At 59.5% G+C, this 25,641-nt stretch carries 26 protein-coding genes; 17 read left to right on the forward strand and 9 right to left on the reverse strand.

What is annotated here, in order from left to right; genetic code table 11:
• Positions 1 to 343, reverse strand: a 343-nt coding sequence (locus NTD87_RS26495; RefSeq protein ID WP_262117138.1) for an antibiotic biosynthesis monooxygenase, incomplete at its 3' end; no start/stop codon positions are given.
• 92 nt (positions 344 to 435) lie between these two features.
• Here NTD87_RS26495 and soxR point away from each other — a divergent pair.
• A complete protein-coding gene (gene soxR, locus NTD87_RS26500; protein ID WP_262117139.1) occupies positions 436 to 894 on the forward strand; it encodes a redox-sensitive transcriptional activator SoxR in 459 nt (152 codons plus the stop codon).
• A gap of 140 nt (positions 895 to 1,034) precedes the next feature.
• Positions 1,035 to 1,493, forward strand: coding sequence for a VOC family protein (locus NTD87_RS26505; RefSeq protein WP_262117140.1), 459 nt, complete (start codon positions 1,035 to 1,037; stop codon positions 1,491 to 1,493).
• Positions 1,494 to 1,553: 60 nt separating this feature from the next.
• Here NTD87_RS26505 and NTD87_RS26510 read toward each other — a convergent pair whose 3' ends face one another.
• The 3 genes from NTD87_RS26510 to NTD87_RS26520 form a co-directional block, all read right to left on the reverse strand.
• Positions 1,554 to 2,042, reverse strand: coding sequence for a GNAT family N-acetyltransferase (locus tag NTD87_RS26510; protein WP_262117141.1), 489 nt, complete (start codon positions 2,040 to 2,042; stop codon positions 1,554 to 1,556).
• Positions 2,043 to 2,230: 188 nt separating this feature from the next.
• Entirely contained in the window at positions 2,231 to 3,556 is a 1,326-nt protein-coding gene (locus NTD87_RS26515; protein ID WP_262117142.1) for an ATP-binding protein, read from the reverse strand.
• Complete coding sequence (locus tag NTD87_RS26520) at positions 3,553 to 4,233, reverse strand: response regulator (protein ID WP_262117143.1); 681 nt, start codon at positions 4,231 to 4,233, stop codon at positions 3,553 to 3,555. Before NTD87_RS26520 ends, NTD87_RS26515 begins: the two co-directional genes overlap by 4 nt.
• 153 nt (positions 4,234 to 4,386) lie before the next feature.
• Here NTD87_RS26520 and dsbD point away from each other — a divergent pair, with 153 nt between their 5' ends.
• Genes dsbD through dsbG form a run of 3 tightly spaced genes read left to right on the forward strand, consistent with a single transcriptional unit; the run spans position 4,387 to position 7,732 of the window.
• Entirely contained in the window at positions 4,387 to 6,123 is a 1,737-nt protein-coding gene (gene dsbD / locus NTD87_RS26525) for a protein-disulfide reductase DsbD (RefSeq protein WP_262117144.1), read from the forward strand.
• Positions 6,123 to 6,989, forward strand: coding sequence for a TlpA disulfide reductase family protein (locus NTD87_RS26530; protein ID WP_262117145.1), 867 nt, complete (start codon positions 6,123 to 6,125; stop codon positions 6,987 to 6,989). Before dsbD ends, NTD87_RS26530 begins: the two co-directional genes overlap by 1 nt.
• Entirely contained in the window at positions 6,965 to 7,732 is a 768-nt protein-coding gene (gene dsbG / locus NTD87_RS26535) for a thiol:disulfide interchange protein DsbG (RefSeq protein WP_262117146.1), read from the forward strand. Before NTD87_RS26530 ends, dsbG begins: the two co-directional genes overlap by 25 nt.
• Before the next feature lie 132 nt (positions 7,733 to 7,864).
• On the opposite strand, the gene NTD87_RS26540 is transcribed toward dsbG, so the two are convergent.
• The 3 genes from NTD87_RS26540 to NTD87_RS26550 all read right to left on the reverse strand — a co-directional run bounded on the left by NTD87_RS26540 (position 7,865) and on the right by NTD87_RS26550 (position 10,461).
• Complete coding sequence (locus tag NTD87_RS26540; RefSeq protein ID WP_262117147.1) at positions 7,865 to 8,677, reverse strand: alpha/beta fold hydrolase; 813 nt, start codon at positions 8,675 to 8,677, stop codon at positions 7,865 to 7,867.
• Positions 8,678 to 8,940: 263 nt separating this feature from the next.
• The gene (locus tag NTD87_RS26545; protein WP_262117148.1) at positions 8,941 to 9,735 is read right to left on the reverse strand and encodes a substrate-binding periplasmic protein; all 795 of its coding nucleotides are present in this window, start codon (positions 9,733 to 9,735) and stop codon (positions 8,941 to 8,943) included.
• Between the two features lie 102 nt (positions 9,736 to 9,837).
• Positions 9,838 to 10,461, reverse strand: coding sequence for a TetR/AcrR family transcriptional regulator (locus NTD87_RS26550; protein WP_262117149.1), 624 nt, complete (start codon positions 10,459 to 10,461; stop codon positions 9,838 to 9,840).
• A gap of 179 nt (positions 10,462 to 10,640) precedes the next feature.
• Between NTD87_RS26550 and NTD87_RS26555 the strand changes: the two genes are divergently transcribed.
• From NTD87_RS26555 to NTD87_RS26590, 8 genes are all read left to right on the forward strand, one after another.
• Positions 10,641 to 12,431 carry an acyclic terpene utilization AtuA family protein gene (locus NTD87_RS26555; RefSeq protein ID WP_262117150.1) on the forward strand — a complete coding sequence of 597 codons (1,791 nt, stop codon included), beginning with the start codon at positions 10,641 to 10,643 and terminating at the stop codon, positions 12,429 to 12,431.
• A gap of 12 nt (positions 12,432 to 12,443) precedes the next feature.
• The gene (locus NTD87_RS26560) at positions 12,444 to 13,313 is read left to right on the forward strand and encodes an SDR family oxidoreductase (RefSeq protein ID WP_262117151.1); all 870 of its coding nucleotides are present in this window, start codon (positions 12,444 to 12,446) and stop codon (positions 13,311 to 13,313) included.
• 3 nt (positions 13,314 to 13,316) lie between these two features.
• Entirely contained in the window at positions 13,317 to 14,933 is a 1,617-nt protein-coding gene (atuC, locus tag NTD87_RS26565; RefSeq protein WP_262117152.1) for a geranyl-CoA carboxylase subunit beta, read from the forward strand.
• 37 nt (positions 14,934 to 14,970) lie between these two features.
• Complete coding sequence (atuD, locus tag NTD87_RS26570) at positions 14,971 to 16,128, forward strand: citronellyl-CoA dehydrogenase (RefSeq protein ID WP_262117153.1); 1,158 nt, start codon at positions 14,971 to 14,973, stop codon at positions 16,126 to 16,128.
• The gene (locus NTD87_RS26575) at positions 16,125 to 16,922 is read left to right on the forward strand and encodes an enoyl-CoA hydratase/isomerase family protein (RefSeq protein ID WP_262117154.1); all 798 of its coding nucleotides are present in this window, start codon (positions 16,125 to 16,127) and stop codon (positions 16,920 to 16,922) included. Before atuD ends, NTD87_RS26575 begins: the two co-directional genes overlap by 4 nt.
• Positions 16,923 to 17,046: 124 nt before the next feature.
• Positions 17,047 to 19,008, forward strand: a complete 1,962-nt coding sequence (locus tag NTD87_RS26580; protein WP_262117155.1) for an acetyl/propionyl/methylcrotonyl-CoA carboxylase subunit alpha — start codon at positions 17,047 to 17,049, stop codon at positions 19,006 to 19,008.
• A 64-nt stretch (positions 19,009 to 19,072) separates the two neighbouring features.
• Complete coding sequence (locus tag NTD87_RS26585) at positions 19,073 to 19,615, forward strand: exonuclease domain-containing protein (RefSeq protein WP_262117156.1); 543 nt, start codon at positions 19,073 to 19,075, stop codon at positions 19,613 to 19,615.
• 72 nt (positions 19,616 to 19,687) lie between these two features.
• Positions 19,688 to 19,972, forward strand: coding sequence for a pyrimidine/purine nucleoside phosphorylase (locus NTD87_RS26590; RefSeq protein ID WP_007940055.1), 285 nt, complete (start codon positions 19,688 to 19,690; stop codon positions 19,970 to 19,972).
• A gap of 68 nt (positions 19,973 to 20,040) precedes the next feature.
• Here the strand turns inward: NTD87_RS26590 and NTD87_RS26595 are convergent, their stop codons facing one another.
• Both NTD87_RS26595 and NTD87_RS26600 read right to left on the reverse strand, forming a co-directional pair.
• Positions 20,041 to 20,847 (reverse strand): MOSC domain-containing protein, encoded by an 807-nt coding sequence (locus NTD87_RS26595; RefSeq protein ID WP_262117157.1) that lies wholly within the window; start codon positions 20,845 to 20,847, stop codon positions 20,041 to 20,043.
• 101 nt (positions 20,848 to 20,948) lie between these two features.
• Positions 20,949 to 21,884, reverse strand: coding sequence for a chemotaxis protein CheV (locus NTD87_RS26600; RefSeq protein WP_262117158.1), 936 nt, complete (start codon positions 21,882 to 21,884; stop codon positions 20,949 to 20,951).
• 566 nt (positions 21,885 to 22,450) lie between these two features.
• Here NTD87_RS26600 and NTD87_RS26605 point away from each other — a divergent pair.
• The 4 genes from NTD87_RS26605 (at position 22,451) to NTD87_RS26620 (ending at position 25,605) form a co-directional block, all read left to right on the forward strand.
• On the forward strand, positions 22,451 to 22,921 hold the full coding sequence (locus NTD87_RS26605) for a hypothetical protein (RefSeq protein ID WP_262117159.1): 471 nt from the start codon (positions 22,451 to 22,453) through the stop codon (positions 22,919 to 22,921).
• A gap of 520 nt (positions 22,922 to 23,441) precedes the next feature.
• Positions 23,442 to 24,335 (forward strand): sensor histidine kinase, encoded by an 894-nt coding sequence (locus tag NTD87_RS26610; protein WP_262117167.1) that lies wholly within the window; start codon positions 23,442 to 23,444, stop codon positions 24,333 to 24,335.
• The gene (locus NTD87_RS26615; RefSeq protein ID WP_262117160.1) at positions 24,332 to 24,991 is read left to right on the forward strand and encodes a response regulator transcription factor; all 660 of its coding nucleotides are present in this window, start codon (positions 24,332 to 24,334) and stop codon (positions 24,989 to 24,991) included. The genes NTD87_RS26610 and NTD87_RS26615 overlap by 4 nt, the downstream gene beginning before the upstream one ends.
• Positions 24,992 to 25,296: 305 nt before the next feature.
• Positions 25,297 to 25,605, forward strand: a complete 309-nt coding sequence (locus tag NTD87_RS26620; RefSeq protein ID WP_262117168.1) for a hypothetical protein — start codon at positions 25,297 to 25,299, stop codon at positions 25,603 to 25,605.
• Positions 25,606 to 25,641 lie beyond the last annotated feature (36 nt).

Genomic DNA, 25,641 nt, shown 5'->3' on the forward strand with positions numbered 1-25,641 from the left:
AGGCATCGTCCGGGCGACGCTCGATGCTGCGCAGCACCTGATAAGAGTCGAAGGTGACACCTTTGGCCCGATAGGCGCGGATCAGTTGCCAGAAATCCTGCTCACCGCTCTCGAAACTCTGAAACGCCGCCTCGCCAGCCTCGCGCGATTGCCATTGCAGGTAATTGAGCACCCGCCGGCCATCCGCGCTGGCCTGCACGCTGGCGCTGAGAAAGCCTTGGTAATGCTGGGCGAGGCGCTCGGTTTGTGCCGACAGGGCTGAGACCAGACCCTGCTGCTGATGGGGTTCGATCTCGAATTCGATCAGTTGGGTAAAACTGTGATTTTTCTCTACTGACTGCATGAGGATTCCCCCTGGCCTGTAAGCCGAATCTTGCGATGTGAAGCTCAGCAGGATAAAACCTCCAGTTAACTAGAGGTCAAGCGGCATTTCAGATGATCACCAAAGAAAACCTGCACAAAGAGCTGAGCGTCGGCCAACTGGCAGAACGCAGCGGCGTGGCGGTCACTGCGCTGCACTTTTATGAGTCCAAGGGGCTGATCAAAAGCAATCGCAATCAGGGCAACCAGCGGCGTTACCCACGGGAAGTGTTGCGCAGGGTGGCGCTGATCAAGGTTGCGCAGCGCTTGGGAGTTCCGTTGGCGGAAATTGGCGAAGCGCTGAAGTCGCTGCCCGATCATCGTTCCCCGACAGCTGCGGACTGGAAGCGCCTGTCCGCACAATGGAGCAACGACCTGGATGAACGGATCAACCAACTGATCCTGCTGCGCGACAAGCTCAACGGCTGCATTGGCTGCGGGTGCTTGTCGATGGAGGCGTGTCCGTTGCGCAATTACGGGGATGTGCTGGGTGAGCAAGGGCCGGGAGCGCGATTGTTGGAGCCCTCGAAATGACCGAATGATCGTTCCCACTCAGCGTGGGAATGCAACCCGTCGGCCACTCGGTTGCCTGGATGGGGCTGACCTATAGTGAATCGACCGGAAATCGGCGAAACATTTCGCGACATCCACCCACAAAAACATGGAGTACGGTCATGAGCGTTAAACCCATTCCCGAGGGTTATCACAGCATCACACCCTACCTGGGAATCCAGAAAGCCGCCGAGGCGATCGATTTTTACAAGAAAGCCTTTGGCGCCACGGAAGTCATGCGCCTGACGATGCCCGACGGTGGCATCGGCCATGCCGAACTGCGCATTGGCGACTGCCCCGTCATGCTCGGTACGCCGTGCGATCAAGGCCCGCTGAGCAACCCCGATAAATCGCCGTCCGTCGGCCTGCATCTGTATGTCGAGGATGTGGACAAACGCTACGCCCAGGCGATCAAGGCAGGCGCCACGGTGATTTCTGAAGTGAAAGATCAGTTCTACGGCGACCGCTCGGGCACCTTGAAAGACCCCTTCGGCCATGTGTGGTTCCTGTCGACCCGCAAGGAGGACCTGACCCAGGCACAAATCGAAAAACGGGCAATGGAGATGTTCAAACCGCAGTAACCCCCCGATCTGTAGGAGCCTGGCTTGCCAGCCTCCTACAAGTCAGCGAAATATTTTCTTTCATATGGGGGGAGCTGTCAGCGACTTGTCCATGGGGACCGCCGTGAGTCCGGCAACACTGAAGGTTTCAGCACATCGCCGGTAACCAAGGTGCTGAAAAAAATCTTCGCTGGTACGGGTGCTGTTGAGTCGCGCCCGACTGAAACCCTGTTCGATCAACCAGGTTTCGAGGCCCTGCACCAACGCTTGCCCGGCACCACGCCGAAACCATTCCGGCAGGACGTAACAAAACCCGACCTTGCCGCTGATGGCGGCCATGGCCACACCAATCGGCTTGTCGGCCAGCAACGCGAGATTCAGGTACAGGCGAGGGTCCGCTAGCCAGGGCCGCACATGTTCAACGGTTTTGTTGTGGGTCCAGGCCGCGACGACTTTCGGGTCATTGCGATGGTCCCCAGCGCACCCGACCTTGATCGAGCGCTCGACGATCCGGCTGATGATCCCCGCGTCCGCGGGCCCGGCTTTGCAGATTTGTATGCAAGCGTCCATAGCGCCATCACCTCAATCCTTTGAGTCAGCTGGCAAAGACAATAGCGTCCTCCGAAGCTGGATAGCCAACGTAGAGACGTTACATTTGGTGTAACCCGATCTGTAGCAGCTGGCGAAGCCTGCGTTCGGCCGCTGCGCAGCCGAACGCAGGCTTCGCCAGCTGCTACAGGGATATGTGTGGGGGGTGTTCAGGCCGACTGCAACGGCATCGTCAGCTCAACCCGCAAGCCGTCGGCACGGCTGTCGAAATGCAGGACGCAATCGCAACGCTGGACGATCGCCTGAACAATCGCCAGGCCCAGACCGCAACCGGTGCTCGCGCCGTTGCGCCAGAAGCGTTGGGTCAGGTGTTGCAGGTCTTCGGCGGCGATTCCCGGACCGTGGTCGCGCACCTGAAAACGCACGCGATTGCCCATGGTTTCCAGGCTCAGCTCCACCGCCGCCTCCGACGGGGTGTGGCGCAAGGCGTTGTCCAACAGATTGCGCAACGCGGCAATCGACAGCACGGCAGGCATATGCACCGGTGCCTGTGAGTAACTCGCTGGCAAGTGCAGTTTGATTCGCTGGCGATCACCGCTGGCCGCGTCCTGAATCGCCAAACGGGCCACTTGTTCGGCACTGCACTGTACGCCGTCATCGAACGACAGACTGCCTTCGACCCGGGCCAACAACAGCAGTTGCTCAAGGGTCCGGTGCAAGCGGTCGGCGCCCTCCTCGGCACGGGCCAGGGACTGATCACGGGCGGCACCTTCGGTCATGCGCGCCACTTGCAGGTGAGTCTTGATCGCCGTCAGCGGGCTACGCAGCTCATGGGCCGCATCGCCAGTCAGCCGCCGCTCGCGCTCGATGGTCTTGCCGATCCGCTGAAGCAACTGATTCTGGGTTTCCAGCAAGGGTTGCAGTTCGCTCGGCAGCGGCTGGATCTGCAACGGTTCAAGGGAGTCGGCGCTACGGCGCATCAAGGCGTCGCGCATGCGATTAAGTGGCGCCAGGCCTTGGCCGATACCCAGCCAGAGCAGGCACAGGCAACCGAGCAACGCCACGCCCACCGGCACCGACGCGGCCAACAGCACCGACATGTTCAACGCCTCGCGCTCGACCTGCCGGTCGGCTGTGGTAATCCGTACATCACCGCGAGCCAAGGTGAAACTGCGCCAGCGCGCACCGTCGATCATCTGGTCGTGGAAGCCCATTTTTTCGGCTTCCAGGGTTTGTTCGGGAGTGCTGTGACTGCGGGCCAGAATCTCGCCGCGCAAGGAGCTGACCTGACAGGCCATGCCCCCCGGAATATTCAACTGCTCAGCACTGAAATGCGTGCCATCACCCTTGCTCGGCAGCGCCGGCAATTGCTCCAGCAACCCGGCAACCATGCGTGCCGAAGCCACCAGCCGCTGGTCGAGGGAAAACATCATCTGATTGCGCAGGTCGCTGAGCATCCAGGCCGCCGCCAGGGCCCAGATCAGCGCGAAGGCCGCGCCGAGGGTCAGACTCAGGCGCAAACGCAAACTCATCATTTCGATTGCTCTCCGCCATCAGCCGGTCCGAGACGATAGCCCAGCCCCCGCACGGTTTCGACGATGCCGTTGCCGAGTTTGCGCCGCAGGTGGTGGATATGAACATTAAGGGCGTTGCTTTCCAGTTCATCGTTGAAACCGTAGACGCTGTCCTTGAGTTGCTCGGTCGACAGCACCCGGCCTCGGTTGTGCAGCAAGGCTTGCAACAGCGATTGCTCGCGGCGCGACAGGTCTACCGGTTGACCGGCGAGCAGGGTTTCCCGGCTACTCGGGTCGTAGGTCAGTGCGCCGTGTTCAATAAGATTGATGCTACGCCCCGCCACTCGCCGCAACAGGGTGTGCAGGCGCGCGGCCAGCTCACGCAAATCGAAGGGTTTGAGCAGGTAGTCGTCGGCGCCGGCTTGCAAGCCATCGACGCGGTCGGTTACCGAGTCGCGCGCGGTGAGAATCAGTACCGGAATCTCCAGGCCGTGATGGCGCAACTGCTGAAGCAGCTTCAATCCATCTTCGTCCGGCAGCCCCAGGTCGAGCACCATCACGTCGAACTCGGCGACCTTGAGCATCGCCCGTGCCGCCGAAGCGGTGGCAACGTGCTCCACGGTCAGCCCCTGGGCCGTGAGGCCGGCAACGATGCCGCTGGCGATCAGCTCATCGTCTTCGCAAACCAGTACGTGCATGGTGAGACCTGTAGAAAAGCAGTGATTAAGAAGGTGCCGGATTAAGCGGACATTATGCCCGACGCGCCGTCGCCACAAGAATAACGCGGTTAATCATCGGTTAATCGCCACCCGGCATCGTGCACCCTACTTGCACCGTGATAAGGCTTACCCATGCGTCGTCTGTTTCTACTATTTTTTCTTTTCATTGCGGGGGTGGCCCAGGCGACATCGAATCCGTTCGACACCAAACCCGATTTCCTCCCGGTCGGTAAAGCCTTTGTTTTTACCTCCGAACGTCTTGAATCCGGAGAAACCCAGCTTTTCTGGCAAATTGCCGACGGTTACTACCTGTACCAGAAACGCATGAGCTTCAACGGTTTACCCGATGCCCACAAACCAGCACTGCCCGAGGGCGAAGCCCACAGCGATGAGTTCTTCGGTGATCAGCAGGTCTATCGCCAAGGCCTGGAATTAAAGATTCCGGCCGGCGCCAGTGGCCAGATCAAGGTTGGCTTCCAGGGCTGCGCCGATGCCGGTTTGTGTTATCCGCCGCAGACTCAGGTGGTGGATCTGGGTGGCGGCGCAACGGCGGTCAGCACCAGTGAAGCACCGGATCAAGCCTTGGCCAGCGGTCTGCAACAGCAGGCGCTGGGCTGGAGTTTGTTGGTGTTCTTCGGCTTGGGCTTGCTACTGGCCTTCGCTCCCTGCTCGTTACCTATGTTGCCGATTCTCGCCGGTTTGATCGTCGGCAGTGGCGCCAGCCCCAAGCGCGGTTTTGCCCTGGCCGGCAGCTACGTGGTCAGCATGGCGCTGGTGTATGCGGCGCTGGGCGTATTAGCCGCGTTGCTCGGTGCGAACTTGCAGGCGCTGTTGCAGAATGTCTGGTTGCTTGGCAGTTTCGCCGTGGTGTTTGTACTGCTGTCGCTGCCAATGTTCGGTTTCTTCGAACTGCAATTACCCGCCGCCCTGCGTGATCGCCTGGAAAACGCCAGCCGCAAACAGGGCGGCGGCAGTCTGATCGGTGCCGGCGTACTGGGCGCCTTGTCCGGGTTGCTGGTCGGCCCGTGCATGACCGCGCCACTGGCCGGGGCCTTGCTGTACATCGCCCAGAGCGGCAACGCGCTGCACGGCGGGCTGATCCTGTTCGCCATGGGCATCGGCATCGGTTTGCCGTTGTTGCTGCTGGTGACCGTCGGCAATCGTTTCCTGCCCAAACCCGGCGCCTGGATGAACCTGCTCAAAGGCATCTTCGGTTTCCTGTTCCTCGGGACAGCGCTGGTGATGGTGCGACCGGTGCTTGATGAGTCGCTGTGGGTCGGTCTGTGGGGCGCGCTGCTACTGATCATCGCCTACAGCGCCTGGCGCCAGACCGGTGGGTTCAGCCGCGCCGCTCATGTATTCGGTGGCATGGCGCTGCTGTCCGGGTTATGGGGCAGCCTGCTGTTGATTGGTGCCGCGGGCGGCAGTGATGACCTGCTCAACCCGTTGCAGGTTTACCGCGCACAGGCATCGAACAGCGTCACCAGCACCTCGGCCCATGACGCCTTCATCACCGTCAAGGATCCCGCCGCGCTGCAACGCGAACTGGACGCTGCCCTCGCACAAGGTCAGTGGGTGCTGCTGGACTACTACGCCGACTGGTGCGTGTCGTGCAAGATCATGGAGAAACAGGTGTTCGGCAACCCCCAGGTAGTGGACGCGCTGAAAGAAGTCCGCTTGCTGCGCCTGGATGTCACCGCCGACAATGCCGCCAGCCGTGAGCTGCTCGGCCGTTATAAAGTGCCGGGGCCGCCAAGCCTGTTGTGGGTCGGCGCCGACGGCATCGAGCGCCGCAGCCAGCGCATCACCGGAGAGGTGGATGCCGCCGGTTTCCTCCAACGCTGGAACATCACCCGGGACGCTCGTTGATGCTGACCTTTACCCTCGGCACCTTTGCCATTGCGCTCAACCACCTGCTGCTGATCAGTGCCTTGGCACTGGCCACCTTTGTCGGCTGGCGGGTGGCCAAACGCGGTGGCGAGAACCCCGAGTCGGTGCTGTTCAGCCTGTTCCTGCTGGGACTGCTCGCTGCCAGGATCGGTTTTGTGCTGGCCTACTGGACCCACTACCGCGATGACCCGTGGCAGATCATCGACCTGCGCGATGGCGGTTTCCTCGCCTGGCCAGGGGTGATTGCCCTGCTGCTGGCAACGCTGTTGCGCGGTTGGCGTCGGCCGGCGCTACGTAAACCATTGGGCTTGGGCGTTGGCAGCGGCCTGTTATTCTGGTTACTGGCGAGTATGTCGCTGAGCCTTTACGAACAGGGCACACGCCTGCCAGACATCGCCTTGCGCAATGCCGCCGGCGAAACCGTGCAATTGGACGATTATCAGGGCGGCCCCTTGGTGATCAACCTTTGGGCCACTTGGTGCCCGCCCTGCCGACGCGAAATGCCGGTACTGGAGAACGCCCAGCAACATCGGCCCGACCTGACCTTCCTGTTCGTCAACCAGGCCGAAAGCATACAAAGCGTCAGCACCTTTCTCGCCACCCAGGGCTTGAGCCTGTCTAACGTGCTGTTCGATGGTGGCGGCCGACTGGGTCAAGCCGTCGGTTCGATGGCAATGCCAACTACGCTGTTCTATAGCGCCGAGGGTCGACTGTTAGGTAGCCACTTGGGTGAGCTTTCAGAAGCCAGCCTGGCCCGCGCCCTCGAAAGCTTCGATACCCCGAATCCGGCCATACAGGCCACACCGTCAAGGAAACTGCCATGCCCCGCCTCCGCCACCTGCTGACGCTGTCCCTGGGCGCAGCCCTGCTGCAAATCCCCTTGGTACACGCCGAAGAACTGCCTGCGGCGATCCGCAAGATCGAAGCGAAAGGCGCGAAAATCATTGGCAGTTTCGACGCGCCCGATGGTCTGCGCGGTTACGCGGCGCAGTATCAACACCGCGGCATGACCCTGTACCTGACGCCCGACGGCCAGCATGTACTGCTCGGCAACCTGTACGACGCCGACGGCAAGGACCTGAGCGCCGAGCCATTGCAAAAACTGGTCTACGCGCCGATGGCCAAGGAAGTCTGGGCGAAGATGGACGCCAGCAACTGGATCGCCGACGGCAGCAAGGACGCACCGCGCACCGTCTACCTGTTCAGCGACCCGAACTGCCCTTACTGCAACCTGTTCTGGGAGCAGGCCCGACCTTGGGTGAAATCCGGCAAGGTGCAACTGCGGCACATCATGGTCGGGATCATCCGCGAAGACAGCCCGGGCAAGTCCGCCGCCCTGCTGGCCAGCAAGGACCCGAGCAAGGCCCTGGAAGATCATGAGAAGGCTGGCAAGCAAAGCGCGCTGAAAGCGCTGACAACCATTCCCGCCGCCATCCAGGCCAAACTCGACGCCAACATGAAGTTGATGGAAGAGCTCGAATTGTCCGCCACCCCGGCGATTTTCTACATGGACGACAAGGGCGAACTGCAACAGCAGCAAGGCGCGCCGTCGCCGGACAAACTGGTGAAGATTCTCGGGCCGAAGTAGTTTTTGCCGTCAGATTTCTACTGGATTCACCGACGCCATCGCGAGCAGACGGAGCGCCGCCCGGCTGCTCCCACAGTTGATCGCATATCCCTGTGGGAGCGAGCCTGCTCGCGATGGCGACTGGATAATCGACTAGGTTCTCTCAGCCAAAAATGCCAACAGCGCTTCTGTCACAAACGCCGGGTTCTCCAGGTTGGAGATATGCCCAGCCTCCGGCACCAACAGATACGGACAACCAATCAACTCGGCCATTTCCATGGTTTCCGACGGCGGCCTTGGCTTGTCCTGATCACCGCACATCAGCAGCGTGGTTTCAGGATTCAGCTCGCCCAGGCGCGGTAACAGATCATCCCGACCAAACGTAATGCGGCCCATCGGCACAATGCTTTCGCGCAAACGCTCAGGCGGCAGCGAGGCCAGTTTGGCGCGGAAATCCTGATAGAGCGCAGACTGAGGATCGATGCCCGGGCGGAAGAAAATCGGCACCACGATATCGAGTAGCTGCGGCGAGATCACACCGCTGTCTTCGATCTGTTTGAACAACGAGAAATAGTACTGGCGAGTCGGCTCGGGTTCGACACCGACATAGGTGTCCATCAGCACCAGGCCGTTGAGGCGCAGCGGGGCCGACAGCGCCAGACGCACGCCCCACATGCCGCCGACCGAAAGGCCGACCAGGGTGACGCGGTCAATATCCAGATGATCAAGCAGCGCAAGTGCCTGACGCGCCAGATCATCCAGCGAAGTCATGCCCTGAGGCAACGGTCCCGATTCCCCGTGCCCCCAAAGGTCCAGCGCAATCACCCGATAGTGTTGCGACAACGCCGCAATCTGCGGCGCCCACATGGCCTGATCCCACAAATAACTACCGGCCAACAGCACCGCCGGGCCGGTGCCTTGATCAAGGTAGTGAAGCGATTGTCCATCAATCGTAACGAAGGGCATCCACTGTCTCCTTTCTGAATGGGGTCAACCAAAAAACTTCGGCAGACTGTCCCGGTGACGGGGGACAGTCAATCCGAACTTCAATAGAGGTTGTAACAAGCCTGCGATCCTTTGACGGTTAAAGCCCTTACAGCTCCGCCATCAGGTCATTCAGATTGAACAGGGGGCGGGCTCACGGTAATCGTCGACAGTCCAACGATGTGACGTGAGCCCGGGAAGGAAATTCAGGGGCTGGAGTGAAATCGGCGACTGATGTCCTGATATCAGACCTTGGGCACCGGCACGATGGCAATCTTGTACGGATCGAAAATCTTCAGCATCTGCCCGTTGTCCCGCAGGCCTTGCAGCAACTTGCCGAAGGTTTCTGCGCTGATCGGCGCTTGCGGACGTAACAGCGCGTAATGGTGATAAACCTGATCGATACGCTGGGATACCAGCAACTGTGCCCCGACCTTTTCATTGCGCAGCAGGTAATCGTAAAGATACGAACGTGTGACCAGTGCGATGTCGGCACGATCGCGAAGGATCATTAAAATATTGCTGTCGTGGGAAGTCGTGAGCGTCGCGTTGTAAGTGTCCTTGAGAAATTGCGGATCGTTATTGAAATTGGCGAATTCATAGTGATAACCGCTGTACAGCGCCAGACGCTTGCCTTTCAAATCGGCGAAGTAACTCTGCTGACGATCCGGCTTGCTCTGTGCGACAAAGATTTCAGCATCTTCCAGCCCCATGTCGACGGTGCTGTGCGCGATATCCTTCCAACCCCAATCCGGGTTTTCGAAGATCGCCATGTCAGTCCGGCCATCCTGGAAATCACCGAATCGACGCTGCAATGAGGTCGGCACGAGTTTGAACTCATAGTCGGTTTGCATCTTGTTCAGCGCCTCGACCAACTGCGGCAGCAGCCCGGTATCGTCGCCATTCTCCGGTCGAACGGTATAGGGAGGAAAATGCGCCGCGCCCACCTGCACCACTTGTGCGGCCGACGTTGGCAGTACGAACAGCGCACTCAGCGCCATCAGCGAAATCCGTAAAACCTTCCGAATTGGCGAAGACATCAAAACAAACCCACCTATAAAAATACATTCACTACAAAGCTAGGCGGTTTCCCCCACTTAGACAACTTGGTGATGGCTATTTAATAGGTTTTGGCAAAACCGTCATTTTTCTTCCAGCACCAGAATCAACGCTTCGTCCGCCAATTGATCGAGGCTCATGCTGCCGTCCGCACGAAACCAGGTGGTGGTCCAGGACAATGCGCCAGTTAGAAAACGCCGGGTGATGAACACGTCGCCACGAATGAAACCGGCCTCTTTCGCCTCACCCAACACTTGCAGCCAGATCTGCTCATAGATATCACGCAGCGCCAGCACCTGGACCTGACCTTCTTCGGAGAGCGAACGCCATTCATAGACCAGCACCGCCATCGCTTCGCCGCTTCCGCCCATGATCGACTGCAATTCACAACGAATCAGCGCCAGCACCCGTTCACGCACGCTGGTCGCTTGCGCCAGGGACGCGCGCATCAACGCGGTGTTGTAGCGAATGGTTTCCTCCATCACCGCCCGCAGGATGTCGTCCTTGCTTTTAAAGTGATGAAAAATGCTTCCCGACTGAATCCCGACCGCACTGGCCAGGTCACGCACCGTGGTGCGCTCGTAACCCTTGTTGCGAAACAGATGAGCAGCCATTTGCAACAGTTTGCCGCGAGCGCTGTCAGGGTCGGTCAGTTGCCCGTTGTCGACCAACTCGCGCATTACCAGCAGGGCTTTTTGCTCGTCCACCCGTTCTCTCCTACAGTCGCTCAATCAACTGTGTGTTCACTCCACCAAAACAGTGGTTTGCGCGGGCAATTTAAGCTGGCCGGGGCGACCAAGCAAGCGCTTGGGCAGAAGATGTAATCGGCATTTACAAACCAAGCGCTTGCTTGGTAGTCTCGATCCACTTCTGTCGGAGGCTTGCAATGAACAAAACCGTTCGTATCGGCTGCGCCAGTGCCTTCTGGGGCGATACCTCCACCGCTGCCGCGCAGTTGGTTGAAGGCGCTCAGTTGGACTATCTGGTGTTCGACTATCTGGCAGAAATCACCATGTCCTTACTGGCCGGCGCGCGGATGAAAGATCCGCAGGCCGGTTACGCGACCGACTTCGTCGAAGTCCTCAGCCCCCTGCTCAAGCAACTGTTCGAACAGAACATCCGCGTGATCAGTAACGCTGGCGGGATCAATCCGCTGGCCTGCGCAGCAGCGCTGCAAGCGGCGTGCGATAACGCCGGCGTGCCTCTGAAGATCGCCGTGCTGCTCGGTGATGACCTGCAACCGCAGTTCAAGCAGTTGGCTACCTGCGGCGTTAAGGAAATGTTCAGCGGCGCGCCCCTGCCAGCGATGTGCGTGTCGACCAACGCCTACCTCGGCGCCCCCGGTATTGTCGAAGCACTGCGCTTGGGCGCGGACATCGTCATCACCGGCAGAGTGGTCGACAGCGCGGTGGTCAGTGCGGCGTTGGTGCATGAATTCGGCTGGTCGTGGCAGGACTACGACAAACTGGCCCAGGCCGCACTGGCCGGGCACATCATCGAATGCGGCGCGCAGTGCACCGGCGGCAACTTCACCGATTGGCAAGAGGTGCCGGACTACGAACACATTGGTTTTCCGATCGTCGAGGTCAGTGCCGATGGCCAGTTCATGATCAACAAACCCGAAGGCTCCGGTGGCTTGGTCACGCCGCTCAGTGTTGGCGAGCAGTTGCTATATGAAATTGGCAATCCACGGGCCTACCTGCTGCCGGATGTGGTCTGCGATTTCAGCCAGGTCAAACTCCAGCAACACGGCAAAAACATCGTGCGAGTTCACGGTGCCAAAGGCTTGCCACCACCCCGTCAATACAAAGTCAGCGCGACCTACCCGGACGGTTTTCGCTGCACCGCCAGTTGCCTGATCGCCGGAATCGACGCAGTCGCCAAGGCGCAACGGGTGAGCCAGGCGATCATCGCCAAGACCTCGGAAATGTTCGGCCAACGTGGCTGGGAGCCCTACAGCGAAGTAAACATTGAACTGCTCGGCAGCGAAGCAACGTATGGTCCCCACGGCCAGCGCCCGGACAGCCGCGAAGTGGTGATCAAACTAGCCGTGCGGCACCCAAGCAAGCAGGCGCTGATCCTGTTCTCCCGGGAAATCGCCCAGGCCGCCACTGGTATGGCGCCAGGACTGACCGGAATCGTCGGTGGACGGCCGACGGTGTATCCATTGATCCGTCTGTTCTCGTTCCTGATCGACAAAAATACCTGCGCGCTGGAAATCGACCTGCAAGGCCAACGTCACCCCTGCGCCCTGCCCGCCCTCGATCACCTCGACAGCGCCGATCTGCCGGTAGCTTTTGCTCCACCCACCCCCCAAGGTCGGGCCGATGCCAGTGTGGCGCTGGTGAAACTCGCGGTGGCGCGCTCCGGTGACAAGGGTAACCACAGCAACATCGGCGTCATGGCCCGCACCCCCGAGTTCCTGCCCTGGATCGCCGAAGCGTTGACGCCTGCGGTGGTCGTCGACTGGATGAATCACGTCCTCGACCCGATCCACGGGCGTGTCGAGCGCTGGTATTTACCCGGCACTCACAGCCTGAATTTTCTCCTGGAAAACGCCCTCGGCGGCGGTGGCGTGGCCAGCCTGCGGATCGACCCGCAAGGCAAAGCGTTCGCCCAGCAACTGCTGGAGATCCAGATCCCGGTGCCGCAAAGCATCGCTGACCAAGTCAACTAGAGGACTGTCGCCGTGGCTTTTGATTCGATATTCAAACCCGATCTGTTTGCCGGCCAGACCCTCATTATCACCGGCGGCGGCAGTGGCATCGGCCGGTGTACCGCTCACGAACTGGCGGCCCTCGGCGCCCATGTGCTGCTGGTCGGGCGCAAACCCGAAAAGTTGCAAAATGTCGCGGCAGAAATCGCTGAAGACGGCGGCAAAGCCAGTTGGCAAGCCTGTGATATTCGCGACGAAGAAGCGGTCAAGCAACTGGTAGCGCAACTGATCAAGGACCACGGGCCGGTTCACGGCCTGGTCAACAATGCCGGTGGCCAATACCCGGCCCCCTTGGCCTCGATCAATCAGAAAGGATTCGAAACCGTGCTGCGGACCAATCTGGTGGGCGGCTTCCTGATGGCTCGGGAGGTGTTCAATCAGTCGATGAGCAAGCACGGTGGAAGCATCGTCAACATGCTCGCCGACATGTGGGGCGGCATGCCCGGCATGGGCCACTCGGGCGCGGCGCGTTCGGGCATGGACAACTTCACCAAGACCGCCGCATTCGAATGGGGCTACGCCGGGGTGCGGGTCAACGCAGTGGCGCCGGGCTGGATCGCGTCCAGCGGCATGGACACCTACGAAGGCGCATTCAAAGCGGTGATCCCGACCCTGTGCGAACACGTACCGCTCAAGCGGATCGGCACCGAGTCGGAGGTCAGCGCGGCGATCGTTTTTCTGCTCAGCCCGGCGGCGTCCTTTATCAGCGGCAGCACGCTGCGGATCGACGGTGCAGCGAGCCTCGGCAGTCGCGCATGGCCGCTGCACAAGGCGCAGAACAGTGAGTCGTTCAATGGCTTTCACCGCGCGGGCTTACCAGACGTACTCAAGAACGAGGACTGATCCATGCCGATGATTGATTCACAACTCGACACCCACGCCCCGCAGTTCGCACAGAACCGCGAAGCGATGTTGAACAGCATCGAGCAGATCCGTCAGCTGGAACGCAACCTGCTGGCCAAAGCCGCTGAGGCCAAACCGAAATTCGACAAACGCGGGCAACTCTTGCCACGCGAACGCCTGAATCTGTTGCTCGATCCCGGCGCGCCGTTTCTCGAACTCGCGAGCCTGGCCGGCTACAAACTGCACGACGACAAGGACGGTAGCCAGGCCGGTGGCGGGTTGATCGCCGGGATTGGTTACGTGTCCGGCGTGCGGGTGCTGGTGGTCGCCAACAACAGCGCGATCAAGGGCGGAACCATTTCCCCCAGCGGTCTGAAAAAATCCCTGCGCCTGCAACAGATCGCCATGGAAAACAAACTGCCGGTGATCACCCTCGCCGAGAGCGGCGGCGCCAATCTCAATTACGCCGCCGAAATTTTTATCGAGGGCGCACGCAGCTTCGCCAATCAGGCGCGGATGTCGGCCATGGGCTTGCCGCAAATTACCGTGGTGCACGGTTCGGCCACGGCCGGCGGCGCTTATCAGCCGGGGCTCTCGGACTACGTAGTGGTGGTGCGCGGCAAGGCCAAGCTGTTTCTCGCCGGCCCACCATTGCTCAAGGCCGCCACCGGCGAAGTCGCCACTGACGAGGAACTCGGTGGCGCCGAGATGCACGCGCAAACCGCCGGCACCGCCGAATACCTGGCCGAAAACGATGCCGACGGCGTGCGCCTGGTACGCGAAATCGTCAGCCTGCTGCCGTGGAATGCGCGGTTACCGCTGCACACCGCGCCACACTGGGACGAGCCGCTCTACCCCATCGACGAACTGCTGGGGCTGATTCCCGACGATCCGAAAAAGCCCTACGACGTGTGCGAGATCATTGCACGCATCGCCGACGGCTCGCGGTTTCTCGAGTTCAAGGGCGAGTTTGATCAACAGACAATTTGCGGCCACTTGAAGATCCAGGGCCGGCCTTGCGGCTTTATCGGTAACAACGGCCCGATCACCCCGCAAGGCGCGAGCAAGGCGGCGCAGTTCATCCAGCTCTGCGATCAAAGCCAGACACCGCTGCTGTTTTTTCATAACACCACCGGTTTCATGGTCGGTACCGAGTCGGAACAGCAAGGGGTGATCAAACACGGTGCGAAGATGATTCAGGCAGTCGCCAATGCACGGGTGCCGAAGCTGACCATCGTGGTGGGTGGTTCTTACGGCGCCGGCAACTATGCGATGTGCGGCCGTGGTCTGGACCCGCGCTTCATCTTCGCCTGGCCCAACAGCCGCACGGCTGTCATGGGCGGCGCCCAGGCCGGCAAGGTGTTGCGCATTGTCACCGAAGCCAAGCAGGCCAAGGACGGTTTGGTTTCGGACCCGAAGATGCTCGACATGCTCGAACAGGTCACCGCGCAAAAACTCGACAGCCAGTCCACCGCACTTTATGGCAGCGCCAACCTGTGGGACGACGGGCTGATTGACCCACGAGATACCCGCACCTTGCTCGGCTACCTGCTGGATATCTGTCATGAGGCCGAGGTCCGTCAGTTGCAATCCAACAGTTTTGGTATCGCACGCTTTTGAGGCTCTGATCACCACCAGTTTAGGGAGAACAATAAAAATGATCTTCACCCAGGAACACGAAGCACTGCGCCGGACCGTTCGCCAATTTGTCGAGCGCGAAATCAACCCGTACGTCGATGAATGGGAAAAGGCCGGACGCTTTCCGATCCACGAGATTTTCCGCAAGGCCGGCGCACTCGGTCTGCTGGGAATTTCCAAACCGGAAAAGTTTGGCGGCATGGGCCTGGACTACAGCTATTCGATTGTCGCTGCTGAAGAGTTCGGCACCATCCACTGCGGCGGGATTGCGATGTCGATTGGCGTGCAGACCGATATGTGCACCCCGGCCCTTGCTCGATTCGGTTCCGACGAATTGCGCGAAGAATTCCTCCGCCCAGCGATCAGCGGTGAACAGGTCGGCTGCATCGGTGTCTCGGAAGTCGGTGCCGGCTCTGACGTCGCCGGGCTGAAAACCACCGCGCGCAAGGATGGCGACGACTACGTGATCAACGGCAGCAAGATGTGGATCACCAACTCCCCGAGCGCCGACTTCATTTGCCTGCTGGCCAACACCTCGGACGACAAGGCGCACATCAACAAGTCGCTGATCATGGTACCGATGAACAGCCCCGGCATCAGCCTCGGCTCGCACCTGGACAAACTCGGCATGCGCAGTTCGGAAACCGCACAGGTGTTTTTCGACAATGTGCGCGTGCCGCAACGCAACCGCATCGGCCACGAAGGCGCAGGCTTCATGATGCAAATGCTGCAGTTCCAGGAAGAACGCCTGTTCGGTGCGGCAAACATGATCAAGGGCCTGGAATATTGCATCGACAGCACCATCGAGTACTGCAAGGAACGCCAGACCTTCGGCAACGCGCTGATCGACAACCAGGTGATCCACTTCCGCCTCGCCGAGCTTTCCACCGAAATCGAATGCCTGCGGGCGCTGGTCTACCAGGCTACCGAGCAATACGTCAAAGGCCAGGACATCACGCGCCTGGCGTCCATGGCCAAGCTCAAGGCCGGACGTCTGGGCCGGGAAGTCAGCGACAGTTGCCTGCAATACTGGGGCGCGATGGGCTACATGTGGGACAACCCGGTGGCCCGCGCCTACCGCGATGTGCGGCTGGTGTCGATCGGCGGCGGTTCCGACGAAATCATGCTGGGGATCATCTGCAAACTGATGGGCATCCTGCCCGGGAAGAAAAAATGAGCACCCTGCCCGTTTGCCAGACCCTGCTGCTGGAACCCCACAACGGCGTTCTGCACATCACCTTGAACCGGCCGGACTGCCGCAACGCGATGAGCTTGCAGATGGTCGCCGAGTTACGTGCTGTACTGGCCGCGGTACGCGATGACCGGGACATCCGCGCATTAGTGCTCGGCGGTGCCGGCGGACACTTTTGTGCCGGTGGTGATTTGAAAGACATGGCCAACGCCCGCGCTCAAGGTCAGGAGGCTTACCGCGAGTTGAACCGCGCGTTTGGCGCTCTGCTCGAAGAAGCCCAGCACGCGCCACAAGTCGTGATCACCGTGTTGCAGGGTGCGGTGCTTGGCGGCGGGTTCGGTCTGGCCTGTGTCAGCGATATTGCACTGACCGACCACAATGCCCAGTTCGGTTTGCCGGAAACCAGCCTCGGCCTGCTGCCGGCGCAAATCGCACCGTTCGTGGTCCAGCGCATCGGCCTGACTCAGGCACGGCGCCTGGCGCTGACCGCTGCGCGTTTTGACGGGCATGAAGCCCGGCGTCTGGGGCTGGTGCATTTTGTCGAACACGATGCACAAGCCCTGGCCGAACGCCTGGACGCGGTGCTCGCCCATGTTCTGTGCTGCGCACCCGGCGCCAATGCCACGACCAAAGCCTTGTTGCTGGCCAGCACCGAACAACCGCTGGGGCCGTTGCTCGACCAGGCGGCCGAATGGTTCAGCGAAGCCGTGACCGGGGCGGAAGGCGTCGAAGGGACGATGGCTTTTGTGCAAAAGCGCAAACCGGGGTGGGCGCCCTAAGAGCATCGCGAGCAGGCTCGCTCCCACAGGGGCACTATCTCATGCACACCGAAGATCAACTGTGGGAGCGAGCCTGCTCGCGATGAGGCCCTCACAAACACCGCAACACTCAAAGGATCAACTCATGCCCACCCTGCGCAAAATCCTCATCGCCAACCGTGGTGAAATCGCCTGCCGCATCCAGCGCACCGCCCAGGCACTGGGCTATCGCACGGTGGCGGTATTCAGCGATGCCGACGCCGACGCCCTGCACGTACGTATGGCCGATGAAGCGGTGAACATCGGCCCCGCAGCCGTTGCGCTGTCTTACCTGAACGGCGCGGCAATCATCGACGCCGCACAGCGCTGCGGTGCAGACGCGATCCATCCTGGCTATGGCTTTCTCTCGGAAAACGCTGAATTCGCCACAGCCTGCACCCGGGCCGGCATCACCTTTATCGGTCCAAGTCCTGCGGCCATCGAACTGATGGGCAGCAAACGCTTGTCGAAAATCGCCATGCTCGCTGCTGGCGTACCGTGCATTGGCGGTTATCAAGGGGCTGAGCAGGACGACACCACTCTCAGCCGCGAAGCCGAACGCATCGGCTATCCGCTGATGATCAAGGCCAGCGCGGGTGGCGGCGGACGCGGCATGCGCCTGGTGCACAACGCGGGTCAATTGCTCGAGCAGATCCGCACCGCGCGCTCCGAAGCCCTGCACGCGTTTGGCCGCGACGAGTTGATTCTTGAACAAGCGCTGATCGATCCGCGTCATGTTGAAATCCAGCTATTCGGCGACCAGCACGGCAATCTGATTTACCTCGGCGAGCGCGACTGTTCTGTCCAGCGTCGTCATCAGAAAGTCATCGAAGAAGCGCCTTGCCCGGTGATGACCGCCGAGTTGCGTCGGGCCATGGGCGAGGCCGCATTGACGGCTGGGCGCGCGGTGAATTACGTCGGCGCCGGCACCGTAGAGTTCCTGCTCGATGCGCAGGGGCAATTTTATTTTCTGGAGATGAACACTCGCTTGCAGGTCGAGCACCCGGTGACCGAAATAATCACCGGCCTGGACCTGGTGGCCTGGCAACTGGATGTCGCCGCCGGGTTGCCATTGCCGTTGCGCCAGGAACAAGTCGAACTCAAGGGCCACGCGATGGAGGTGCGCCTTTACGCCGAAGATCCGGCGCAGGGTTTCCTGCCCCAGACCGGGCGCCTCACGCGCTGGGAACCGGCCCTGCAAGACGGGGTGCGGATCGACCACGGCCTGCTCGAAGGTCAGCAGGTCAGTCCGTTTTACGACCCGATGCTCGGCAAAATCATCGCCTACGGTGCCACCCGCGAAGAGGCTCGGCGCAAGTTGCTGCGGGCGGTCGAAGACAGCGCCTTGCTGGGCCTGCAGACCAATCAGCGGTTGCTCGCTGGTTTGCTGGAGCATCCGCAGTTTATCGCCGGGGACTTCAACACCGGGTTCATCCCTCAGCACTTCGCTGATCATCCGAGCCTTCACCCGCACGCACCCACGGCTGAAGAGTTGGCCATCGCCGCGGCACTGTTCTATCAGCAGTCCGCCAGCGTCCACGCGCCTGGACTCGCCGGTTGGCGCAACAACGCCAATGCGCCGTTGCTGCAACAAATCGGTCTCGGCGACGGTCGCTGGGCAACCGAGGTGACCGTCCTGCCCGACGGGCAATTACGCATTCAGGTGGCCGCAGAAACGCTGCAACTCAAGCGATTGGATATCAATGAGCGCTGGGCCAGCCTGGAAATCAACGGCATTCGCCGTCGCTACGCCTATCAACTGGCGAATGGGCAGCTATGGCTGTTCACTCGTCCCGGCAGCCTGCTGCTGCAAGACCATACCCTGGCCCCCATAAGCGGCCAGACCAGCGTCAGCACCGGCACGCTGAAAGCGCCGATGGATGGGGCGATTGTCGAAGTGCTGGTCAGCGAAGGCTCTCCGGTGAGCCGGGGGCAACTGTTGCTGGTGCTGGAGGCGATGAAAATGGAGCATCCGCTCAAGGCAGGCATCGACGGTGTGATCAAACGGTTGCAGGTCAGCGCCGGTGATCAGGTAAAAAATCGTCAGATTTTGTTGGAGGTTGAATAAGCCGCTAGGCGGATGCGTCGCGGTTGGCTACGCTCAGCCTCATCAGGACACTAGGAAACCTGCGATGCCTCATTGGCTGGTAATTGATCTCGAAGCGACAACTGATGACGGTGGCTGGCCTGTGACCGAGATGGAAATCATCGAAATCGGCGCCACACTGGTCAATCGCGAGGGCCGCGAACTGGACCATTTCCAGCGCTTCGTCCGGCCCCTGCGCCGGCCGCTGCTGACACCCTTCTGTCGCGAGCTGACCCGCATCACCCAGGCCAATATCGACGCTGCCAAGCCCCTGGCCGAGGTCTGGCCACTGTTCGAGCGCTGGCTCGGCCAGCATCACACACGCCTCGATGGCTGGGCCAGCTGGGGCGATTACGACCGCAAACAACTGCTTCAGGAATGGCAGCGCCTGCAACTCGACAGCGCCCTGAATCAGGTGCCCCATATGAACCTCAAGCAGCGCTTCGCCAAGGCCCGTCGACTGGAGCGGCCGCTGGGGCTCAACGGTGCTCTGCAACTGGCCGGAATGCAGTTCAACGGTCAACAGCACCGGGCGTTGGAAGATGCACGCAATACCGCGCGCTTATTACCTCTGATTCTTGCGCGCTGATCCTTGAGGTGACGGGCGAATAGGCCTTGTGCATACTGGCCGGCCTTTTTAGCCCATTTCGAGGAATCGCCCATGTTTAAAGTCAACGAGTACTTCGACGGCACCGTCAAGTCGATTGCCTTCGGCACTGCTGAAGGTCCGGCCACTATCGGTGTCATGGCACCGGGCGAATACGAATTCGGCACCAGCCAGCGTGAAATCATGCACGTGGTCTCCGGCGCCCTGACCGTCAAACTGCCTGACAGCAGCGACTGGGAAACCTTCGCCGCCGGCAGCCAGTTCAACGTACCGGCCAACAGCAAGTTCCAGCTGAAAGTCGCTGTCGACACTGCTTACCTGTGTGAATACCGCGGCTAAGCGTTTCACCGCGATAAAAAATGCCCGTGTCCTTGGACACGGGCATTTTTCATTCAGACGCTAACGCATCATTCGAGGATCGTTACCGGCATGCCGACTTCAAGCCGGCCATTGCCGTCGTTGACCAGGTTCTGGCCAAACATCGCGCCATCCTCTTGCGCGCGGTATTTCTGCAGCGTTGCCAAGGGCTCGCGGTCGTCGCTGCGCTCACCGGTCTGCGGGTCGATGGTGGTGAGGATGCAACGTGAACACGGCTTGACCACGCGAAACTCGACATCGCCAATCAGAATGCGCTTCCAGCTATCTTCGGCAAACGCCTCACTGCCCTCGATCACCAGATTCGGTCGAAAACGCAGCATCTCCAGTGGACGGCCAACGCGTTGCGACAGGTCCTCAAGTGAAGCTTGGCCAATCAACAGCAGCGGAAAACCATCGGCAAAGGCGACTTTATCGTCATCCTTGCCATAGCCGGACTGAGTGGTCCGGGCCAGCGCCTCGGGCACCTGCACCAGCCGGGTCGGCTTGCCGATGAATTCACTGACCCAGGCACCGGCTGCATCACCCGCATCAGGAACCCGCAAGGTATCGCGCCAAATGGTCACGCCACGCAGTTCAGCATCACTGGCAGGCAAGGCAACATCGATCGGCGAGCGACCGGGTGCACTGAGCGTCAGGCCACCGGCAGCATTCCACAACGCTGACAACTGACTCATGTCCGATACCGCGCGTTGCGTCAGGAAGCGTCCGCTGGCCTCGTCTACCAGCATCCAGCGTCGATCCCCTTCCAGCCCTAGTTTATCCAGGCTGATCTGTTGCAGGGTTTCGCCCTTACCGGACTTGAGTGGATAACGGTAAAGCGCGCTCAGACGCAACATGGCCAGCTCCCTGGAGGGCAAAAACGCCACGATATACGAGCCGGCCGACGAATCAAAGAAGCACATCGCAGGCAGGCATTACGCCTGCCCGCAAAGGTTGGTCAGGCCGGAACTGCGTCGAGCATCAGGCGCTGGCGCACCACGTCGACCAGTTTGTCTGGCTGGAATTTCGAGAGGAAGTTGTCACAACCGACCTTCTTCACCATCGAGTCGTTGAAACTGCCGGACAGCGAGGTATGCAGTACCACGTACAGACCGCGCAGGCGTGGATCGTTGCGGATCTCGGTGGTCAGGCGATAGCCGTCCATTTCGGGCATTTCCGCGTCGGTGAAGATCATCAGCAGTTTGTCGGTCATGACCACGCCGGTATCCGCCCAGGCCTTGAGCATGTTCAGTGCCTTCAGGCCGTCGCTGGCAATGTGCATTTTCACCCCCAGTTGCCCCAACGTATCGCGCAACTGGGACAGGGCTACGTTGGAGTCGTCCACCAGCAGCACTTCACGACCGCGGGCACGCTCGAGCACCGGGTCTTCGAGCTTGTCACGCGAAACCTTGGCGTTGTAGGGCACGATCTCGGCCAGTACTTTTTCGACGTCGATGATCTCCACCAACTGGTCATCGACCTTGCTGATGGCCGTGAGGTAATGCTGGCGGCCGGCACTGGTTGGTGGCGGTAGAATGGCTTCCCAGTTCATGTTGACGATGCGATCGACACCACCGACCAGGAATGCCTGCACCGAGCGGTTGTACTCGGTGACGATGATGGTGCTGTTGGGCCCAGGGATCAGCGGCCGCATACCGATGGCCTGAGACAGGTCGATCACTGGCAACGTCTGGCCACGCAGATTGACCACACCACACACAAACGGGTGACGCTGCGGCATCAGGGTCAGCTTTGGCAATTGCAGGACTTCTTGCACCTTGAAAACGTTGATCGCAAACAACTGGCGACCGGCCAGACGAAACATGAGAATTTCCAGGCGATTCTCACCCACCAGCTGTGTGCGTTGATCTACTGTGTCGAGAATGCCGGCCATTAATGACTCCTGGGCTTTTCTGATAAATTCACTCGAGAATGCTATCGGCGGTTCACGCCGAATCTTGACCCGCAAACAAAATGCCACGTAAAGGAATTGATGTCACATTAACATCATGCTCTACTGAGATGGTCAATTCATCCATCGCAAAATCCTCTGCACGACCCGTCTTTGCGCATTAGGTTCCGTGGCGTAAGGGAATCCCCTAGCCACAATCAGGACCAGCCTGATATTCGCGATATCCAATAGCCATTAATGTGACGCCATTCTCACTGCATGAATGGAGTCAGGCTTTTGTTTGTGATCGAAGAACCGTTGCCGAGCTCGTTTTTCAGCCAGTCAGGTTACGCCGCTCATGCCTTATGGCGAGTTATTGCGGTACCTCGTAACGCTGCAAATCAGGCTCGTTCACTCGGGGCATTCGCGTCGAAGGCAAACAGACCGTTCATCGCCAGCCGTAGAAAATCAGAACTGCCCTACAGATACCGGTCATCGTCCGGCAGTACCTTACGCTCGTTCGCTACACGCCCAATTGCATCACCTGACTTGATGTCGTGGAGAGAAGCATGCTGAACGATCGTAAAAACTGGAATCAGCGACTGCCCGAATTTTTGATCGAGGCGGAAACGCTGCTGGCCAAATCCGAGGAATGCCTGAGTCACCTGCAACTGATCAACAATGATCAGGACGCCATCGACTGCATGCTGAGCACACTGTTCACCCTGGCCAATCGGGCCGATGCATTGGCACTGCGGGCCGTATCGGAGTTCTCGATGTGCATTCACGCCTTACTCAGCAATGCACACAGTCAAATCGATCTGAATGACCAGGCACTGTGCGCATTGAAAGAGTGCTTCACATTGATGGCCTGGCAACTTGAACTGGTCGACCTGACTACCGGCCAACTCAGCCTTGATGACGCTGAACAGATATCGTTGATCGAAGCCTTCGCGATGGAAATTGGCCGTGCCCCGACGCGCTTGGCATCACCCACCAGGCCATTCGCATGCGCCCCACTTTCGGCAAGGCATGCCTGAGTCAGATCAAGTAATGCGCAGAGTCGCTTGATTAGCCTCAGCACTTGCAGCAACAGCCCTTCGCGTCGCAATTGAAACTTTCATATCTTTTAACGACAGAGTCAACGTAATAACCCAGCTATTAACTGTGGACTTCCGACCTCCAAAACTGACCGTTTAGAGCGCTGCGAACTGTTGAATAATGCAACGAGTACAAGCTGTACGCTCAGTCGCCAGCCAACTCCCGCCAGACGTGAAAATGACGTCCAACAACGCCAAATTTCCTGAGTCCCTGGACATATATAGCAAACGCGACCAACGGTATGTTAAGTGGTATTATGCAGCCCAATTAGTGGGCCTCTGCATTATGGTTCTCTGACTCAAGACCAGGTCCATCCCCTGGAAAGTGCACAACTCGATTTTGATCATCAGACCGCGCTAACTTGATGCCAGGATTCAATCACCAGCGTTGTCCAAACAGAGACCTGTCAGCCACCATGACCGGTCTGCCCGCAGCGAACAGTCATTGGCTCCATCCACTATGTACGCCAGCCTCAAGTCAGCCGCCTCTTGGCTACCCTCTCGAAAAAGCGCTCGCCGGTTCACGCTGTTGCTGTGCCTGTGTTCGGCAGTGGGTAGCCTGCTGGTTTATTGCCTCCCATGCCACTTTCCAGCTGCCCTGCTGGCGCTGAATCTGGCGGCAGCCACCGGTGTCTGGGTGCAGCATTGCAGCTCGCGTAAATCTATCAAGTTCCAGCCTCAGGAACTCGCCGACCGTTTGCTGGAAGTACAGGAAAACGAGCGCCATCGGCTCAGCCGTGAACTCCACGACGATATCGGCCAATTGCTGACGGCGGCAAAGCTTCAAAGCGAATGGCTCAAGCGACGTCTGCCTGAAGAACTGCAAAGCCATTGCACCGTGCTCTGCGACACACTGGAAGAAACCCTGACCAAAGTTCGCGATGTGTCGGCCATTCTCAATCCAAGACAACTCACCAGCCTTGGCCTGGAAGCCAGTTTGCGTGCGCATCTGCTCAAGACACTGGCAAACACTACCGTGAACTGGAGCCTTGAATGCCAGCAACGTCTGACCGGTATTCCGGAAGAAATGGCGGTCGCGGCATTTCGGATTACTCAGGAAGCCGTCACCAATATGCTGCGCCATGCCCAAGCCAAAAATCTGTTGATCCGCCTGCAGCGTCTGCCCCAAGGGCTTGCATTGTTTATCAGCGATGACGGACTGGGCTTTTCTCCAGCCACCCATCCGGGCCGTGAAGGACAGCGCGGAATGGCCGGAATGTCGGAGCGGATCGAACAACTGGACGGCACCCTGAGCGTCATCAGCGAACCCGGCAAGGGCACGCAGATCGAAGCACTTTTCCCTTGGGCGCCGCGCGCGCTTGAACGAGCCAGTACGAATAAGGTTCTACATTGACTTGTAACTTGCTTCTGGTGGATGACCACTCGCTAATCAGAGCCGGCGTACGCGCGCTGGTTCTGGATATTCCGGGTTACGCCGTAATCGGTGAAGCCAATGATGGTGCACAGCTGCTCGAAATGGTCGAGAAGCTAAGCCCCGACATCATCCTGCTGGATATCTCCATGAAGGAAACCGGCGGGCTTGAGGCTCTGCAAAGACTCAAGGCCGTACGCCCGCAGAGCAAGGTGCTGATATTGTCGATGCACACCGACCCGGCGCTGATCATGCAGGCCCTGGAGTCAGGCGCCCATGGCTATCTGCTCAAGGACACCACTGCCACGGAACTGGAACACGCGCTTGAAGCCTTGCGCAACAACGAACGCTACCTGAGCCCGGCCATCGCTCACACCGTGATCAACCAGGCCCTGGTTCGTGCCCAGAAAAGCCAGCCAGAACCGGTCGACACCCATAATCTGACGGCACGTCAGCTGGAGATCTTGCGCTTGATCGTGCGTGGTAAATCGACTCGTGAGATTGCCAGCGGCCTGGGACTGAGCATCAAAACGGTGGAAACCCACCGCTCTCAGATCATGAAGCGCTTGCAGATCTTCGATGTCGCCGGCCTGGTGCTGTTTGCCGTGCGCGAGCAAATCATCAGTCTCGATGACTAGGCTGGATTGAGCGCCCCAGTAACGGCGATCCCTCTGGCAGGTTCAAGGCGCTAGTGCAGCCCCGGCCATTGACGTGTTTTCAGAGGAGACCTACATGCCGACTTTTTTCTTACAAGTCGTGATGAATAAGCCCAATTGACGGTCATTTCGTATTGGTACACCTTGTGACTTCAGTTATCAGGCAACAACACAACACACAAGGATGTGCATGTATATGGATGGAAATGTCTTCCGTACCTTAAACGGCGTCGCCCGCACCACGGCAAGCATCACCAGAGACTTTCGGGCAGGGAGCCATGCAATTAATGCACAGCCATGACTTCCGATTTCCAGCGAGCCGGGCTGCGACACTCAAAGGCGATCGACCAGATCACCCGACCAAATGCAATTGCACCGTCAACACACCTGGAGGGAACGACATGGAGCCGCGCGTTGTAGAGCTGGAGACTCACCTCAAGTACATCCGCAGAGATATGGAAGAGGTCCGAAACGACGTCAAATCCATCAAGCACAGGCTTGCTTACTCGGCAGGCGCTGCGGCGGTGATCATCAGCCTGCTCGGCTGGATCGCCAACAGCCGCTTCGATCAACTCGTGATGCTGCTCAACTCATAACCCGCACCACGAAACGGCCAGGCCCCGCATGATCCA

This window comes from Pseudomonas sp. 6D_7.1_Bac1 (assembly GCF_025465945.1).
In the GTDB taxonomy this organism is placed as follows: Bacteria; Pseudomonadota; Gammaproteobacteria; order Pseudomonadales; family Pseudomonadaceae; genus Aquipseudomonas.

Excerpts from the sequence above, each read along its gene's own strand:
- NTD87_RS26540 (WP_262117147.1), bottom strand. The coding sequence starts at position 8,677 with ATGCCCTTCGTTACGATTGATGGACAATCGCTTCACTACCTTGATCAA.
- atuC (WP_262117152.1), top strand. The coding sequence starts at position 13,317 with ATGCCGATGATTGATTCACAACTCGACACCCACGCCCCGCAGTTCGCA.
- NTD87_RS26580 (WP_262117155.1), top strand. The coding sequence starts at position 17,047 with ATGCCCACCCTGCGCAAAATCCTCATCGCCAACCGTGGTGAAATCGCC.
- NTD87_RS26590 (WP_007940055.1), top strand. The coding sequence starts at position 19,688 with ATGTTTAAAGTCAACGAGTACTTCGACGGCACCGTCAAGTCGATTGCC.
- NTD87_RS26585 (WP_262117156.1), top strand. The coding sequence starts at position 19,073 with ATGCCTCATTGGCTGGTAATTGATCTCGAAGCGACAACTGATGACGGT.
- NTD87_RS26595 (WP_262117157.1), bottom strand. The coding sequence starts at position 20,847 with ATGTTGCGTCTGAGCGCGCTTTACCGTTATCCACTCAAGTCCGGTAAG.
- NTD87_RS26620 (WP_262117168.1), top strand. The coding sequence starts at position 25,297 with ATGCACAGCCATGACTTCCGATTTCCAGCGAGCCGGGCTGCGACACTC.
- NTD87_RS26610 (WP_262117167.1), top strand. The coding sequence starts at position 23,442 with ATGTACGCCAGCCTCAAGTCAGCCGCCTCTTGGCTACCCTCTCGAAAA.
- NTD87_RS26530 (WP_262117145.1), top strand. The coding sequence starts at position 6,123 with ATGCTGACCTTTACCCTCGGCACCTTTGCCATTGCGCTCAACCACCTG.
- NTD87_RS26520 (WP_262117143.1), bottom strand. The coding sequence starts at position 4,233 with ATGCACGTACTGGTTTGCGAAGACGATGAGCTGATCGCCAGCGGCATC.
- dsbG (WP_262117146.1), top strand. The coding sequence starts at position 6,965 with ATGCCCCGCCTCCGCCACCTGCTGACGCTGTCCCTGGGCGCAGCCCTG.
- dsbD (WP_262117144.1), top strand. The coding sequence starts at position 4,387 with ATGCGTCGTCTGTTTCTACTATTTTTTCTTTTCATTGCGGGGGTGGCC.
- soxR (WP_262117139.1), top strand. The coding sequence starts at position 436 with ATGATCACCAAAGAAAACCTGCACAAAGAGCTGAGCGTCGGCCAACTG.
- NTD87_RS26575 (WP_262117154.1), top strand. The coding sequence starts at position 16,125 with ATGAGCACCCTGCCCGTTTGCCAGACCCTGCTGCTGGAACCCCACAAC.
- NTD87_RS26545 (WP_262117148.1), bottom strand. The coding sequence starts at position 9,735 with ATGTCTTCGCCAATTCGGAAGGTTTTACGGATTTCGCTGATGGCGCTG.
- NTD87_RS26605 (WP_262117159.1), top strand. The coding sequence starts at position 22,451 with ATGCTGAACGATCGTAAAAACTGGAATCAGCGACTGCCCGAATTTTTG.
- NTD87_RS26505 (WP_262117140.1), top strand. The coding sequence starts at position 1,035 with ATGAGCGTTAAACCCATTCCCGAGGGTTATCACAGCATCACACCCTAC.
- NTD87_RS26555 (WP_262117150.1), top strand. The coding sequence starts at position 10,641 with ATGAACAAAACCGTTCGTATCGGCTGCGCCAGTGCCTTCTGGGGCGAT.
- NTD87_RS26510 (WP_262117141.1), bottom strand. The coding sequence starts at position 2,042 with ATGGACGCTTGCATACAAATCTGCAAAGCCGGGCCCGCGGACGCGGGG.
- NTD87_RS26515 (WP_262117142.1), bottom strand. The coding sequence starts at position 3,556 with ATGATGAGTTTGCGTTTGCGCCTGAGTCTGACCCTCGGCGCGGCCTTC.
- NTD87_RS26600 (WP_262117158.1), bottom strand. The coding sequence starts at position 21,884 with ATGGCCGGCATTCTCGACACAGTAGATCAACGCACACAGCTGGTGGGT.
- atuD (WP_262117153.1), top strand. The coding sequence starts at position 14,971 with ATGATCTTCACCCAGGAACACGAAGCACTGCGCCGGACCGTTCGCCAA.